The sequence below is a fragment of the Nocardia sputorum genome (genome assembly GCF_027924405.1).
GTDB classification, from domain to species: domain Bacteria; phylum Actinomycetota; class Actinomycetes; order Mycobacteriales; family Mycobacteriaceae; genus Nocardia; species Nocardia sputorum.
In genome coordinates this window covers 1,432,143-1,448,298 of record NZ_AP026978.1, presented here as the reverse complement: position 1 = coordinate 1,448,298, position 16,156 = coordinate 1,432,143, and the positions used below count along the sequence as shown (strand labels likewise).

Here is a 16,156-nt window from a genome sequence, read left to right as displayed (position 1 = left end):
CGGGCATGTCCGTCCCCCGCGACCCGAACAGTGATGTTCGGGTCGCGCAGTGTGCGCAATACCCCCGCAGCGCCGGCCGCGCCGGTTCAGAATTGAGTTGCCGCGTGCTGTGCGGCGGCAGGTACTACCGCTACCGCGGTGGCTACGGGCGGTCATTGCCGGATAGCCCGACCGCGGTCAGAACGTAGGACACGTCATGCAACAGCCTTCCCTTTCGGCGAAAAATCCGGACACAGTTCTCCCCGACGGAGCCTTCGCCCTGTCGGCGGCGCAGCGCGGCATCTGGTTCGCCCAGCACGTCGCGGGCGCAACGCCGATCTCCATCGCCCAATACGTCGAACTGACCGGGCCGATCGACCTCGACCTGCTCGCGCGGTCGGCGCGGCAGGCCGGGCGCGAGTTCGGCACCGGCTACCTCCGCCTGATCGAGGTGGAGGGTCATCCGTTCCAGTTCGTCGACCCCACCCTCGACGACAGCCTGGAAACGCTCGACTTCCGCGCCGAACCCGACCCGGAGGCGGCCGCGCACGCGTGGATGCGCGCGGAGTACGAGGCGCCGCTGGAGTTGACCCGCGACCGGCTGGTCCGCATCGCCATGCTGCGCGTCGGCGCGGACCGCTGGTTCTGGTACTCGCGCATCCACCACATCGTGCTCGACGGCATGGGGGCGCTGACCATGGTGCAGCGCACCGGCGAGCTGTACAACGCCGCCGTGGAGGGCCGCGAGGCGCCGCCGGCGAAGGCGGAGGACCTGCGCAAGATCGTCGAGGCCGATCTGGCCTACCGCAGTTCGGAGCGGTTCAGCGCGGACCGGGAGCACTGGATCGCGCACCTGGACGGCATGGCCGATCCGGTGAGCCTGGCCGGGCGCACCGCGCGCGTGGACGGACATCCGAGCCGGGTCACGGGCGCGCTGCCCGCCGAGACCGCGCGCCTGCTGGACGCGGTGGCCGAGCAGGTGTCCTCCGGTGTCGCGCCGACCGTGGTCGCCGCGTTCGGCGCGTACCTGTCCGCGATGACCGGCGCACCGGAAGTCGTGCTGAGCCTCCCGGTGTCCGCGCGCACCACCGCGACGCTGCGCCGTTCCGGCGGCATGATCGCCAACGTGGTCCCGCTGCGGCTGCGGATGACGCCGGCCACGACGGTCGGCGACGTCATCCGGGCGGCCCAGGGTGAGCTGACCGGGGCGCTGCGGCGCCAGCGCTACCGGCAGGAGGACATCTTCCGCGATCTGGGCTGGCCGATGGACGAGGCCGGGTCGTTCGGCCCCTCGGTGAACCTGATGATGGTCGACACCAGGATCCAGCTCGGCCCGGTCACCGGGCGGTTGCACGTCCTGACCTCCGGGCTGATCGATGACCTGTTCGTCAACCTGTATCCCGGCGTCGGCGGCGAGAGCACGCATATCGACTTCCAGGCCAACGGCAATCTCTACAGCGACGCCGAGCTGACCGGCCAGCACCGGCGCTTCCTGTCGTTCCTGCACCGCTTCCTGGCCGCCGGGCCGGACGCGCCGCTGGCGAGCGTGCCGGTTCTGTCCGAGGACGAGCGCGCCGACTTCGCACCCGCCCGCGGGCCCGCGGGCGTCGCGGCGCGCACGCTGCCCGCCATCCTCGCCGCGGGCGCGGCCCGCGATCCGCTGGCGACGGCGCTCGTGGAAGGCGAGACCGCGCTGACCTACCGCCAGGTGGACGACTACACCAACCGGCTGGCCCGGGTGCTGATCGGGGCGGGCGCCGGACCCGAGCGCACCGTGGCGATCTCCATCCCGCGGTCGGTCCGCTCCGTGCTGGCGACGCTCGCGGTCGCCAAGACCGGCGCGGCGTTCGTGCCGATCGACCCGACCTATCCGGCCGACCGGATCGAGCACATGGTCGGCGACAGCGGGGTGGTCGCGGGGATCACGATCGCCTCCGCGCGGAAGTCGTTGCCGGATCGGGTGTCCTGGCTGATCCTCGACGACGAGGGCACCGAGCGGGCGGTCGCCGAGCGCGACGCCGCACCGTTGACCGACGCCGATCGGACCGCCGCGGTGCGACCGGACCAGGTCGCGTACATCATCTACACCTCCGGCTCCACCGGCCTCCCCAAGGGCGTGCTCGTCTCGCACCGCGGACTGGCGAATCTGGTGGCGAGTTCCGGCGCCGGGTTCGGCGTCGACGCGGACGCCGTCGTCGCGCACGCGGTATCGCCGAGTTTCGACATCTCGGTCGAGGAGATCCTGGTGACGCTCGCGGCGGGCGCGACGCTGGCCGTGGTGCCGCCGTCGGCGTACGCGGGCGAGGAACTGGCCCAGGTGCTGCGCGCGCACCGCGTCACGCACCTCAACGTGACCCCGGCCGTCGTGGGATCGCTGGACCCGGCGACGCTGCCCGAGCTGCGCACCGTGATCGTCGGCGGCGACGCGTGCCCGCCCGAACTGGTGGCGAAGTGGTCGGGGCGGAGGCTGTTGAACGGCTACGGCCCCACCGAGACCACCATCACCGTGACCCTCAGCGCCCCGCTGATGCCCGGCGGTCCCGTCACCATCGGCGGTCTGGCCCGCGACGTGTCGGCCGTGGTCCTCGACCCTTGGCTGCGGCCGCTGCCGCCGGGCACCACGGGTGAGCTCTACCTCGCCGGGCCCGGTGTGGCGCGCGGCTACCACCGGCGCAACGGGCTGACCGCGGACCGTTTCGTCGCGAATCCGTACGCGATCGGCGAGCGCATGTACCGCACCGGCGACCTCGTGCGCTGGGTCGGCCACGACGGGCGCGTGGAACTGGAATATCAGGGACGCAGCGACTTCCAGGTGAAGGTGCGCGGCTTCCGCATCGAACTCGGCGAGATCGACGCCGCCCTGCAACGCCATCACGACGTCGACTTCGCGCTTACCCTGGGGGTCGAAACCGGCGCCGGCGCGACCGCTCTCGTGTCGTACGTGCTGCCCAAGCCGGGAACGCAGCCGCATCCGGAAGCGCTGAAAGCCGCTGCGGGCGAGTCGCTTCCGTCCTACATGGTGCCCACGGTGATCATGGTGCTGGACAGTCTTCCGCTCACGCCGCTGGGCAAGGTGGACCGCAAGGCGCTGCCCGCACCGGAGTTCGGCGGGCGCACCACCACGAGCAGGCCGCCGTCCACACCACGCGAGGAGACGCTCGCCGCGCTGTTCGCGGAGGTGCTCGGCCTGGAATCGGTGGGCGTGGACGAGAGCTTCTTCGCGCTCGGCGGCGACAGCATCGTCTCCATCCAACTGGTGTCGCGGGCGAAGGCGGCCGGACTCGGGTTCGGCGCGCGGGATGTCTTCGAGCGCAAGACCGTCGCGGCGCTGGCCGCGGTGGCCACCGACGTGCCGACCGGCGTGGTGCACGAGCTGCCCGGCGGCGGAGTCGGCGAGGTGGAGCTCACCCCGATCGTGCACGCGATGCTCGAGACCGGTGACGCCTGGCGACGGTTCGCCCAAGCGGTGCTGATCGAGCTGCCCGCCGAGAGCGAACGCGCGAGTCTGGTCGCCGCGCTCCAGGCCCTGTTCGACCGGCACGACCTGCTGCGATCGACGCTGCGCCACACCGGCGACGGCTGGAGCTGGGTGGTCGCCGAGCCAGGCGCGGTGAACGCGGGCGCCCTGCTGGAAGCCGTGACCGCGGACACGGACCTCGAGACGACCTGCGAGCGTGCGCTGCAGCGCGCCGCCGACCAGCTCGCCCCGGAGACGGGCGTGATGGCGCGTTTCGTATGGATCGAGCGCCCCGGTGCGGCGCCGCTGCTGTGGCTGGTGCTGCACCACCTGGTCACCGACGGCGTTTCCTGGCGCATCCTGCTGCCGGATCTGGCCACCGCCGCGCTGGGCGCCGAGCTCGCGCCGGTCGGCACGTCCTTCCGGCGCTGGGCGCACGGACAGCGCGAGCACGCGGCCACCCGCACCGGCGAGCTGCCGCTGTGGCAACGCGTTCTGGCCACGCCCGATCCCGCGCTCGGCTCCGCGCCGATGGACCCGGCTCTCGACGTGGTGGGTTCCATGGCGCATCTGACGACCGTCGTGCCCGCCGGCATCGCGCACACCGTGCTCGCCACCGCACCGGATCGTTTCCACTGCGGCGCCGACGACGTGCTGCTGGCCGGGCTCGCGCTGGCGGTGGCCCGGTGGCGCGGGCGAACCTCGGCACTGTTCACGCTGGAGGGCCACGGCCGCGCGGAGAGCGTCCTGCCGGGCGCGGATGTCGCGCGCACGGTGGGTTGGTTCACCAGCGTCTACCCCGTCGCGGTGGACTTGACCGGCATCGATGTGGCCGAAGCGTTCGCGGGCGGGGACGCGGCGGGCGCCGCGATCAAAGCCACCAAGGAACAGCTGCGCGCCCTCCCGGACAAGGGCATCGGGTTCGGCATGCTGCGCTACCTGGTCCCGGATACCGCGGCGGCGCTCGCGGGCGCGCCGACCCCGCAGATCAGCTTCAACTACCTCGGCCGCGCGTCCACCGGCGGGGAGGCCGAGCCGTGGCTGCCGCGCCGGTTCGCCGCCACCCAGGACGACCGCGCGCCGCTGGCCGCCGCGGTGGACATCAACGCCGTGCTCACCGACGCCGGTCTCGAGGTGACCTGGGCCTACGCCGGACGGCTGTTCGACGAGACCGATCTCGGCGAACTCGCCGCGCTGTGGGAGCAGGCGCTCGGCGCGCTGGCCGGGCACGCCGCTTCCGCGCGCGCGGGCGGACGCTCCCCGTCGGACTTCGACCTGGTCACCGTCACCCAGGCGCAGATCGACGCCTGGGAGCGCGACTACCCGAACATCGCCGACGTGTGGCCGCTCTCGCCGCTGCAGTACGGGCTGCTCTTCCACGCGCTGTACGACTCCGACACCGCCGACGGCTACACGGTGCAGTCGCTGCTCACCCTGGCCGGGACCGTCGACGCGGCCCGCTTGCGCCGCGCCGCGCAGGCTCTGGTCACCCGGCACGAGAACTTGCGCGTCGCCTTCGTCGAGACCGAGGACGGTCCGCGCCAGCTCGTCCTGGCCGACGCCGAGATCGAATGGCGGGAAGCCGATCTCACCGGGATCGCCGACGTTCGGGAGCGCGATCGGGAGGCCGATCGGTTGATCGCGCTGGATGCTCGCACCCGGTTCGAGCTCACCCGTCCCCCGCTGCTGCGCTGCACGCTCATCCGAATCGCCTCCGACACCTACCGTTTCGTGCTGACCAACCACCACCTGGTGCTGGACGGCTGGTCGACGCCGCTGCTGGTGCGCGAGCTGCTCACCCTCTACGTCACCGACGGTGACGCCGCCGCCCTGCCACCCGCGCACTCCTACCGCGAGTTCCTGACCTGGCTGGCGACCAGGGACGACGCCGAATCCCTCGCGGCGTGGACCGAGTCGCTGGCCGGCATCGACACGCCGACCCGCGCGGTCCCCACCCTCGCGGGCATCGAATCGACCGAGACCGGCATGATCTCCGCCGATCTTTCCCGCGACACCGTGGCCCGGCTGGAGACCGCGGGCCGGGAGGCGGGCGCGACGGTGAACACCTTGGTGCAGGCCGCGTGGGCGATGCTGCTGGCCATGCTCACCGGCCGCACCGACGTGGTGTTCGGCGGCACCGTCTCGGGACGGCCGCCGGAACTGGGCGGGGTCGAGGAGATGGTCGGCCTGTTCATCAACACGCTGCCGGTGCGGGTGCGCCTGGATCCGGCGGAGAAGGTGACCGACCTGCTCGCGCGCGTGCAGTCCGAGCAGGCGCGGCTGATGGACCATCAGCACGTCGGGCTGGCCGCCATCCACCAGGCGGTCGGGCTGGCCGAATTGTTCGACACGCTCACCGTGTTCGAGTCCTACCCGATCGATCGCGAAGCGCTGTCGCAGGCGCTGGACATCGCGGGCATGCGGGTGCTCGACGTGGAAGGCACCGACGCGACGCCGTATCCGCTGAACCTCATGGTGATCCCGTTGCGCGGCGACGACGGCCGGGACACGTTGCGGATCACGCTGAAGTACATGGCCGATCAGCTTCCGGAGCAGGAGGCGCGGCCGCTGCTGAATCGCTTCGTCCGGCTGCTGACCCAGCTCGCGGACAACCCGCGCGCGCTGGTGTCCCAGCTGCAGTACTGCGACGACGCCGAGCGCGCCGCACTGGTGCCGGTGCGGGGCCCGGAGTCGGTGCCGCAGGCCACGCTGCCCGAACTGCTCACGGCGGGCGCGCGGATCGATCCGGACGCGATCGCGATCAGCGCCGGCGCGCTCACCATGTCCTACCGCGAACTCGACGCCTGGTCCAACCGCTATGCCCGGGTGCTGCTGCGCCGTGGCGTCGGGCGCGAGGTGTTCGTCGTGCTGGCGCTCACCCGCTCCCTGGAATCGGTGGTCGCGGTGTGGGCGCTGGCCAAGACCGGCGCGGCGTTCGCCCCGCTGGACCCGAACTACCCGGTGGAACGCATCGAGCACATGCTCAGCGATTCGAAGGCCCCGATCGGCGTGACGGTCACCGCGACCGGCGAGACGCTGCCCGGCACGATCGACTGGCTGCTGCTCGACGACCTCAACACCATCCGGCGGGTGATGACCGTGTCCGAGGCGCCGATCACCGACGAGGAGCGCGGCGGGCCGATCGACCTGGACCAGACCGCGTACCTGATCTACACCTCCGGCTCCACCGGCAAGCCGAAGGCCGTGCTGCTCAGCCACCGCGGCATCGCGAATCTTGTTACGGCGCAACGAGAGACGCTCGGACTCGACCACACCGCCAGCGCGCTCCAGGTGGCTTCGCCGAGCTTCGACGCCTCGGTGTTCGAGTTGCTCACCGCACACGGCGCGGGCGGCAGGCTGGTGGTGTCGCCGCCGGACGTCTACGGCGGGACGGAACTGGAAACGCTGCTGCGCACCCAGCGCGTCACCCACGCCGTGATCACGCCGTCGGCGCTGGCCACCATGGAACCCGCCGGACTGGACCAGCTGCGTGTGCTCGCGGTCGCGGGCGAGGCGGCGACGCCGGAGCTGATCGAGCGGTGGGCGCCGGGCAGGCGGATGGTGAATCTGTACGGCCCCACCGAGTTCAGCATCTGGGCCACCGGGCCGGGCGAACTCGTCGCCGGCGAGCCGATCACGATCGGCGGACCGATCCGCGGCGCGGCCACCGTGGTGCTGGACGCCTGGCTGCGTCCGGTGCCGGTGGGCGTGCCCGGCGAGCTGTACCTGGCGGGTCCCGCGCTCGCGCGTGGCTACTTCAACCGGTACGAGATGACCGCGAGCAGGTTCGTCGCCGACCCCTTCGGCGCACCCGGCGGGCGGATGTACCGCACCGGCGACATGGTGCGCTGGGTCGACCACGGCGACGGCTACGAGCTGGAGTATCTGGGCCGCAGCGACTTCCAGGTCAAGATCCGCGGCCTGCGCATCGAGCTGGGCGAGATCGACGCGGTGCTCTCCCGCGACGACGAGGTCGAGTACGCGGTGACCATCGGGCGCACCGGCCCGGCCGGCACCACCGTGCTGGTCTCCTACGTGCTGCCCGCCGAGGGCGCGCGGCTGGACGTCGAGCGGCTGCGCGCGCAGGTGGCCGCCGAGCTGCCCGGCTACATGGTGCCCGGCTACCTCGTCGTGCTGGACACCATTCCGCTCACGCCGGTCGGCAAGCTGGATCGCAAAGCCCTTCCGGTGCCGGACTTCGCGGAGGACCATCGGCCTTATCTCGCGCCGAGCACGCCGGTGGAGGAGGCGGTGGCCGCCGTGTTCGGCGAGGTGCTCGATCGCGAGCGCGTCGGCGTCGACCAGTCGTTCTTCGAACTCGGCGGCAATTCGCTGAGCGCGACGAAGGTGGTGGCGCGGGTGAACGCGGCGCTGGGGTCGCGGATCGCGCTGCGCGATCTGTTCGACGCGCCGACCGTGGCCCAGTTGTCCGCCCGGGTGGTGCCCGCCACCGGCGCGGAGCCCGGCCGGTTCGCCCTCGCGCCGCGGATCCGGCCGGATCGCGTGCCGCTGTCGCCCGCGCAGCAGCGCATGTGGGTGCTCAACCGGATGGATCCGGCTTCGCCCGCCTACAACATCGCGGTCGCGCTGCGGCTCACCGGAGATCTGGACGTCGAGGCGCTGCGCGCGGCGCTCGTCGACGTGGTCGACCGGCACGAGAGCCTGCGCACGCTCTATCCCACCGACGCGGAGGGTCCGCGTCAGGTGGTGGTGGACGCGGACGTGGCCGTGCCCGCGATGCCGGTGATCGACACCGAGGACGGCGCGCCGCTGCGCGAGCGGATCACCGAGCTGGCGGGAACCGGATTCGACCTCGCCGCCCAGCCGCCGCTGCGGGTGGGCCTGTTCCGCCTGCACGGCGGAGCCGAGCCCGCACCGACCGCCGCGCCGGTGGCGTCGGCTCCGTCCACCGGCGCCGCGCCGGTCTCGTCCGCACCCGTCGCCGGGTCGGCGCCGGTGGCGTCGAGCTACGCCGCGGGACCGGAGGCGATCGCGGCCGCCACGCCGCCGGTGCACGTCGTCGTGCTGGTGGTGCACCACATCAGCGCGGACGGCGCGTCGATGGCGCCGCTGGCCGCCGACCTGGTCGCGGCCTACTCCGAGCGGGCCTCCGGCGGGCACGCCACCCGCGTCCCGCTGCCGGTGCAGTACGCCGACTTCGCGCTCTGGCATCGCGAGGTGCTGGGCGACGAGGCGGACCCGGAATCGCTGGCCGCGCGCCAGATCGGGTTCTGGCGCGAGACCCTGGCGGGCGCACCCGAGGTGCTGGAACTGCCCGCCGACCGGCCGCGCCCGGCGGTGCAGACCATGCACAGCGCCGACTTCGGCTTCACGGTCGACGCCGAGACGCACCGAGCGCTGGTGGAATTCGCCGCCGCGCACGGTGTCAGCCCGTTCATGGTCGTGCACGCCGCGCTCGCGGTGCTGCTCGCACGCCTGGCCACCACCGACGACGTGCTGATCGGCACGCCGGTCGCCGGACGCGGCGAGGAAGCGCTCGACCAACTCGTCGGCATGTTCGTCAACACCCTGGCGCTGCGCACGCCGGTCGATCCGGGCGCGGGCTTCGCGGCGTTCCTGGACACCGTTCGGTCGGCCGACCTGGACGCGTTCGCCCACGCCGACGTGCCGTTCGAGCGGCTGGTCCAGGTGCTGGATCCGGCTCGTTCGACCGCCCACCACCCGCTGTTCCAGGTCTCGCTATCGCTGCAGAACTTCGTCGAACCGGTGCTGGAACTACCCGGCCTGCGGTTCGAGGTGGAGGACTTCGAACGCGACGCCTCCCAGTTCGACCTGACCCTGGATCTGCGGGAGCGCTTCGCCGACAGCGGTCCGGCGGGCATCGACGCGGTGCTGACCTACGCCACGGATCTGTTCGACGAGGCGACGATGGCCGCGTTCGCCACCCGCTGGCAGCGCGTACTCACGACGGCGCTGACCCGGCCCGAGATCCGCATCGCCGACATCGACATCCTCGACGACGCCGAGCGCGCGACGCTGGTGCCGGTACGCGGTCCCGCGCCCGCCGCGACCATCACGCTGCCGGACCTGCTGGCCGAGACGGCGCGGCGGTACCCGGATCGCGTCGCCCTCGTGGTCGGCGGGCACATCACCACCTACGCCGAGATCGATGCGCACGCCAATCGCCTCGCCCGGGTCCTGCTCGAGTCCGGCGGCGGACCGGAAACCGTTGTCGCGCTGGGCCTGCCGCGCTCGGCGGAACTGCTCACCGGGATGTGGGCCGCGGCGAAGGCGGGCGCGGCGTTCCTGCCGGTGGATCCTAAGCACCCGGTCGAGCGCATCGACCACATGCTCACCGACTCCGGAGCGACCCTCGGCTTGACCCTCGCGGCGTTGCGGCCCATGCTCCCCGACAGCACGAACTGGCTGGTGCTCGACGACCTCGCCCTGGTCGAGCGGTGGAGCGCCGCGAGCAGCCGCCCCGTGGACGAGCGCGAACTGCCCGGACCCGTCCGGCCGGACAACGCGGCATGGATGATCTACACCTCCGGCTCCACCGGCACACCGAAGGGCGTCTCGGTCTCCCATCGCGGCCTCGCCGATCTCGTCGCGGCGCAACAGGATTCGCTCGGCTTGGACGAGCACTCCCGGGTGCTGCAGGTGGCGTCGCCGAGTTTCGACGCGTCGGTGTTCGAGGCGATCATGGCGTTCGGTTCCGGTGGCGCGTCGGTGGTGGCGCCGCCGGAGGTGTTCGGCGGCAGCGCGCTGGCCGAGCTGATCGGCACCGAGCAGGTCACCCACATGGTGATCACGCCGTCCGCGCTGGCCACCCTCGATCCCGCCGAAGTGACCAGCGTCCGGGTGCTCGCGGTGGCAGGCGAGGCGGTCGGCGCCGAACTGGTCGAGCGCTGGGCCACCGGGCGCACTTTGGTCAACCTGTACGGTCCGACCGAATCGACCATCTGGGCGACGGGTTCGGCGCCGCTGGAGGTGGGCGTCCCGGTGTCCATCGGCACACCGGTGCAGGGCGCGCAAGTACTGGTCCTGGACGACCGGCTGCGCCCGGTCCCGTTCGGCGTGGCGGGCGAGCTGTATCTCGCCGGACCGGCGCTGGCGCGCGGTTACCACGCGCGAGCGACCCTCACCGCCGCCCGGTTCGTAGCGGGCCCGTTCGGCGCGCCGGGTGAGCGGATGTACCGCACCGGCGATCTGGTGCGCTGGATCCGCGGCGAGGCGGGGCCGGAACTGGAGTATCTGGGCCGCACCGACTTCCAGGTCAAAGTGCGCGGACAGCGGATCGAGCTGGGCGAGATCGACGCGGTGCTCGGCCGCGCCGACGGCGTGGACTTCGCGGTGACCCTCGGCGTGCCCGGCCCCACCGGGGCGACCGCGCTGGCCGCCTACCTGGTGCGCACGCCCGGGTCCGAGCTCGACGTGGCGAAGGTGCGCGCCTTCGCCGCCGACATCCTGCCCGGCTACATGGTGCCCGCGGCGTTCGTCGTGCTGGACGAGATCCCGCTCAACGCGGTCGGCAAGCTCGACCGCAAGGCGCTGCCCGCACCGGAGTTCGTCGCCGACCGCACCGAATACCGCGCGCCGGTCACGCCGACCGAACAGCAGCTCGCCACCATCTTCGGCGAGTTGCTGGGAGTGCCGCGGGTGGGCGCCGACGATTCCTTCTTCGCGCTCGGCGGCGACAGCATCCTGGCGATCCAGCTGGTCTCGCGCGCCAAGCAACAGGGCATCACCTGCACCCCGCTGCAAGTGTTCGAGCACCGCACGGTGGCGGCGCTGGCCGCGGCCGCCGACGCCGCGGGCACCGTGGCGACGTTGGACGAGTTGCCCGGCGGCGGTGTCGGTGCGCTGCCGCTGACGCCGATCGTGCACTACATGCTCCACCGCGGCGGGAACTACGATCGCTTCGCCCAGACCGCGGTGCTGGAGCTGCCGGTCGGCATCGAGCGCGCGCAGATCGTCGCGGTGCTCTCGGCCGCGGTGGACCGGCACGACATGCTGCGCGCCCGGCTGGTGACCGACGGCGACGGCCCCCATTTGCTGGTCGGCCCGGCCGGCTCCGTGGACGTGGACGCGCTGGTGCACCGCCTCGAATGCACCGCCGTCGACCCGATCGACCTGCACGAGTTCGCCATGACCGAACTGGACGCCGCGGCCGACCGGCTCGATCCGGCCGCGGGCACGGTGCTGCAATTCATCTGGCTGGAGCCGGTGGGCGACGCGGGCGCGCGCACCCGCCCGGGCCGGCTGATCGTGCTGGCGCACCATTTGGTGATCGACGGGGTGTCCTGGCGCATCCTGGTGCCGGACCTGGTGGCCGCGTGGGCGCAGGTGTCGGCGGGCAGCACACCCGTGCTCGCGGAGACCGGGACCTCGATGCGGCGGTGGGCCCACGCGCTGGCCGACGAGGCGCGCTCGGAACAACGTGTCGCCGAACTGGCGTACTGGCACGACGTGCTCGCCGCCCCCGATCCGGTGATCGGCGGCCGGGAACTCGATCCCGCCGTCGACCGGACCGGCACGCTGCGCATGGTCGAGCGGGACGTGTCCGCGGAGGTCACCACCGCGCTGCTGACCACCCTGCCCGGCTTGTTCCACGGCAGCGTCAACGACGCGCTGCTGGCCACCTTGGCGCTGGCGCTGGTGCGCTGGCGCGGCAGCGACCCGTCGGCGCTGGTGCGGCTGGAAGGTCACGGCCGCCAGGAGGAAGTGGTGCCCGGCGCCGATCTCTCCCGCACCATCGGCTGGTTCACCAGCATCTACCCGGTGCGCTTGGACCTGGCCGGAATCGACGTCGACGACGCGCTGGCCGGTGGGCCCGCGCTGGGTAAGGCGATCCGCGCCGTCAAACACCAACTGCTCGCGGTGCCGGACAAGGGCATCGGTTTCGGGTTGTTGCGCTATCTCAACGCCGAGACCGCGCGGCAGTTGCCGGAACGTCTGCCGGGCCGAGTCGGCTTCAACTACCTGGGCCGCTACTCCACCGGCGACATCCCGGCCGGGCTGGAGGGCCTGGGCTGGCTGCCGACCGACGAACTGGGCGACGTGCACGTCGCCGAAGACCCGGGCGTGCCGCTCCAATCGGCGATCGACGTGAACGCCGTCGTGATCGGTGACCGGCTGCGGGCGAGCTTCGGCTTCCCGTCCACTCTGCTCGACGAGGACGAGGTCACCGAACTGGCCGAGCTGTGGATCCAGACGCTGCACGCGGCGGCTCGTTTCGCCGAGACCCCGGCCGCCCGCACCGCCGCCGAGGAAGAAGCGGCGGCCACGGCGGCGCCGCCCGTTCCGGCGGCGGGCGGGCTCGGATTGGACGTGGTGCTGCCGATCCGCCTCGGCGGCGACGAACCGGCGCTGTTCTGCATCCACCCGTCATCCGGAATGTCGTGGACCTACCTGGGACTCGCCGACGCGCTCGCGCCCGGCCGCCCGATCTACGGGCTGCAAGCGCCCGACCTCGGCGGCCATGAACCGCCCGCCCGCTCGATCGAGGAGTTCGCCGAGCGCTACGTGCGCGAGATCCGGACCCTGCAACCCGAGGGGCCCTACCACCTGCTCGGCTGGTCGTTCGGCGGCCTGATCGCCCACGCGGCGGCCGCGCGGCTGAAGGCCGAGGGCGCGGAGGTGGGCGTGGTCGCGCTGCTGGACGCCGACACCGCCGACATCGACGGCGACAGCATCGAACGGCTCACCGCGGGCTCGTTCGTGAACGCATTCGGCGCGGTGTTCGGCATCCACGACGTTCCCGCGGACGCGACCGCGGAGCAGGCGGCGGATCTGATCCGGGAACGGCTCGGCGGGGTCTCGCTGATCGACGCGGCCACGCTGGAGCGGATGGCCGGCTCGTACAACGCCGCCGCGCGAACCAGGACCGGTTACCGCCGTCCGGTGTTCGACGGCGACATCGTGTACTTCAGCGCGGTCATCGACACTTCCGACATCTTCGGTCCCGATGGCTGGGGGCCGTATGTGACCGGCGAGATCATCAATCACGACATCGAGGCAACCCACGACGAACTGACAGCGCCGCACGTGCTGCCGGTCATCGCGCGCGTGCTCGATGCACATCTGGGAGGCCGAGGATGAATTCCGACCTAGGGGTCGTCGTCGAAGGGATCGAGAAATCCTTCGGCACGGTGAAAGCGTTGCGCGGAGTGGATTTCGCGGCGGAGCCGGGCGAGGTGCTCGGCATCCTCGGACCGAACGGCGCGGGCAAGACCACGACGGTGAACGTCCTGTCGACGCTGATCCGGCCGGACCGCGGCCGCGCCACCGTCGCCGGGCACGACGTGGTGGCCGAGCCCGCGGCGGTGCGCCGCAGCATCATGCTGACCGGGCAGTACGCCGCGCTGGACGACATGCTCAGCGGCTACGAGAACCTGGTGATGTTCGGCAGGCTGATGGGCTTGCGCAAGCGCGCCGCCCGCGCCCGCGCGGACGAACTGCTGGCCGAGTTCGATCTGGAGCGCGCGGCGGCCCGCAAGGTCGGCACCTACTCCGGCGGCATGCGCAGGCGGATCGACATCGCCTGCGGCCTGGTCGTCCGGCCCGACGTGGTGTTCCTGGACGAGCCGACCACCGGGCTGGATCCGCGCAGCAGGCAAGGGGTGTGGGATCTGGTCTCCGGCTTCAAGAAGGCCGGCATCACCACCCTGCTCACCACCCAGTACCTGGAGGAGGCCGACGCGCTCAGCGACCGGATCATCGTCATCGATCACGGCAAGGTGATCGCCGAAGGCACCGCCGACGAACTGAAGGCGCGCACCGGCGGCAGCTACTGCGAGGTGGTGCCGCTGAACCTGAAGGACCTGCCCGCCATCGCCGCCGCCCTGGGTTCGCTGCTGCCCCGGGAGAATCGGGACGCGCTCGGCCCGGATTCCGACCGGATCGCCATACCCGCCCCGGACGGTTCGAAGACACTGCTGGAGGCGCTGCGCCGGCTGGACAGCGCGGGCGTCGACCTCGTGGACGTCGCGCTGCGCCGCCCCTCGCTCGACGACGTATTCCTCCAGCTCACCGGGCATCTGGCGACCACGGAGGACTTCTCGCGCCCGGAGGTCGTCTCGTGACGGCGGCGGCGACCTGGCTGAGCCAGACCCGGGCGGCGCCGCTGCGGCCACAACAGTGGTGGGTGCTGACCACCCGGTTGATCGTGCCGTCGGTGCAGAGCGGCGAGGTGCTCACCTCGGTGCTGGCGCCCGCCACGTTCACCGCCAGTTTCTACATTCCGCTGAAGACGATCATGACTGTCATCGGCACCGGATTCAGCAGTTACGCGCAGTACATGATGCCGCTGGTCGTGCTGCAGGCCGCCGCGTTCACCGCCGTCTCGGCGGCCTTCCGCGCCGCCACCGACTCCGTCGCCGGGCTCAACCGGCGCTTCGGCTCGATGCCGATCGGCCCGCTGGTACCGGTGACGGCGCGCCTGTCCGGCAGCGTCTTCCGCTTGGCCATCGGGTTGATCACCGCGTTGATCTGCGGCCACGTCATCGGATTCCGCTTCTATCTCGGGACCGCGGAGACGATCGGCTTCGTGTTGTTCTCGCTGCTCATCGGGCTCGCGCTGATCTGGGGCGGGGACGTCATCGGCACCGTGTCGCGCAATCCCGAGGCGACCGCGCAGGCGCTGGTGCTGCCGCCGTTGATCTTCGGCATGCTGTCCACCGGGATCGCGCCCGCCGGCCAGTTCCCGGCCTGGGTCCAGCCGTTCGTGCGCAATCAGCCGGTGTCCCAGTGGGCCATCGCGTTGCGCGCGTTCGCCGGTGACAGCGGACCGAACGCGGGCCAGTTGAGTCTGTCGCTGCTGGGGCCGCCGCTGGCGTGGGCGCTCGGCATCCTGGTCGTCTGCGTTCCGCTGTCGATCCGGCTGAGCTCGAGGAGGGCATGATGGCGCTGCTGGCGGATCGCGGGCACGAATCATGGACCGGCTCGGAAGTGTCGGTGTCGGCGCTGGTCGCGCACACGCTGATCCAGACCCAGCGCCTGCTGCTGCGCTGGGCGCGTAATCCGGTCACGCTGCTGGAGACGCTGATCATCCCCTGCCTGCTGCTGATCATGCTGAACACCGTGATCGGCGGGCAGATCCAGAAGTTCACGGGTGAGAGCGCGCTGTACGGCTCGGTACCCATGGTCGCCCTGGTGGGCGCGCTGTCCGGGGCGGTGGCGGGGGGCGTGCTGCTCGGCCGCGAACGCGACGCGGGTCTGCTCGCCCGCTTCTGGGTGCTGCCCGTGCACCGCGCTTCCGGTCTGGCTTCTCGGGTGCTCGCCGAGGGCTGCCGCATCTTCGTCTGCACCCTCGCGGTCGTCCTGGTGGGCTCGGTACTGGGTTTCCGGTTCCACCAAGGCGTCGCGGCGGCGATCGCCTTCCTGTTCCTGCCGGTCCTGTTCGGCCTCGCCTTCGCCACCATCGTCACCTCCGTCGCGGTGTTCACGGCGAAATCGACGCTGGTCGAGGGCATCACCATCCTCACATCGCTGATGATGTTCTTCAGCACCGGCTTCGTCCCGCTGGTGGCCTTCCCGAAGTGGATCCAGCCGGTGGTCCACAACCAGCCCATGTCGGTGGGGGTCGACGCGATGCGCGCGCTCGCTTTCGGCGGACCGCTCGCGCGACCGCTCACGCTCACCGTCGTCTGGTCGCTCGGCGCGATCGTGCTCTTCGCGGTGCCCGCGACCATCGGCTATCGCCGGGCCAGCAGGCGCTGAGCCCCGGTCACAGCGAACTCCCAGCGCGGACCCAGCCGG

Annotated in this window: 4 protein-coding genes; all 4 read left to right on the top strand. The window is 71.8% G+C overall.

Annotated elements, in window-relative coordinates; genetic code table 11:
• Window positions 1-196: 196 nt before the first annotated feature.
• Genes QMG86_RS06495 through QMG86_RS06480 form a run of 4 tightly spaced genes read left to right on the top strand, consistent with a single transcriptional unit; the run spans window position 197 to window position 16,117 of the window.
• Window positions 197-13,498 carry a non-ribosomal peptide synthetase gene (locus tag QMG86_RS06495; protein WP_281878291.1) on the top strand — a complete coding sequence of 4,434 codons (13,302 nt, stop codon included), beginning with the start codon at window positions 197-199 and terminating at the stop codon, window positions 13,496-13,498.
• On the top strand, window positions 13,495-14,481 hold the full coding sequence (locus QMG86_RS06490; RefSeq protein ID WP_281878290.1) for an ATP-binding cassette domain-containing protein: 987 nt from the start codon (window positions 13,495-13,497) through the stop codon (window positions 14,479-14,481). Before QMG86_RS06495 ends, QMG86_RS06490 begins: the two co-directional genes overlap by 4 nt.
• The gene (locus tag QMG86_RS06485; protein WP_281878288.1) at window positions 14,478-15,299 is read left to right on the top strand and encodes an ABC-2 transporter permease; all 822 of its coding nucleotides are present in this window, start codon (window positions 14,478-14,480) and stop codon (window positions 15,297-15,299) included. Before QMG86_RS06490 ends, QMG86_RS06485 begins: the two co-directional genes overlap by 4 nt.
• Window positions 15,299-16,117, top strand: a complete 819-nt coding sequence (locus QMG86_RS06480) for an ABC transporter permease (RefSeq protein ID WP_281878286.1) — start codon at window positions 15,299-15,301, stop codon at window positions 16,115-16,117. The genes QMG86_RS06485 and QMG86_RS06480 overlap by 1 nt, the downstream gene beginning before the upstream one ends.
• Window positions 16,118-16,156: the final 39 nt, after the last annotated feature.

Bases quoted from the DNA above. Each gene is read 5' to 3' on its own strand.
- QMG86_RS06495 (WP_281878291.1), top strand. From the start codon at position 197: ATGCAACAGCCTTCCCTTTCGGCGAAAAATCCGGACACAGTTCTCCCC.
- QMG86_RS06490 (WP_281878290.1), top strand. From the start codon at position 13,495: ATGAATTCCGACCTAGGGGTCGTCGTCGAAGGGATCGAGAAATCCTTC.
- QMG86_RS06480 (WP_281878286.1), top strand. From the start codon at position 15,299: ATGGCGCTGCTGGCGGATCGCGGGCACGAATCATGGACCGGCTCGGAA.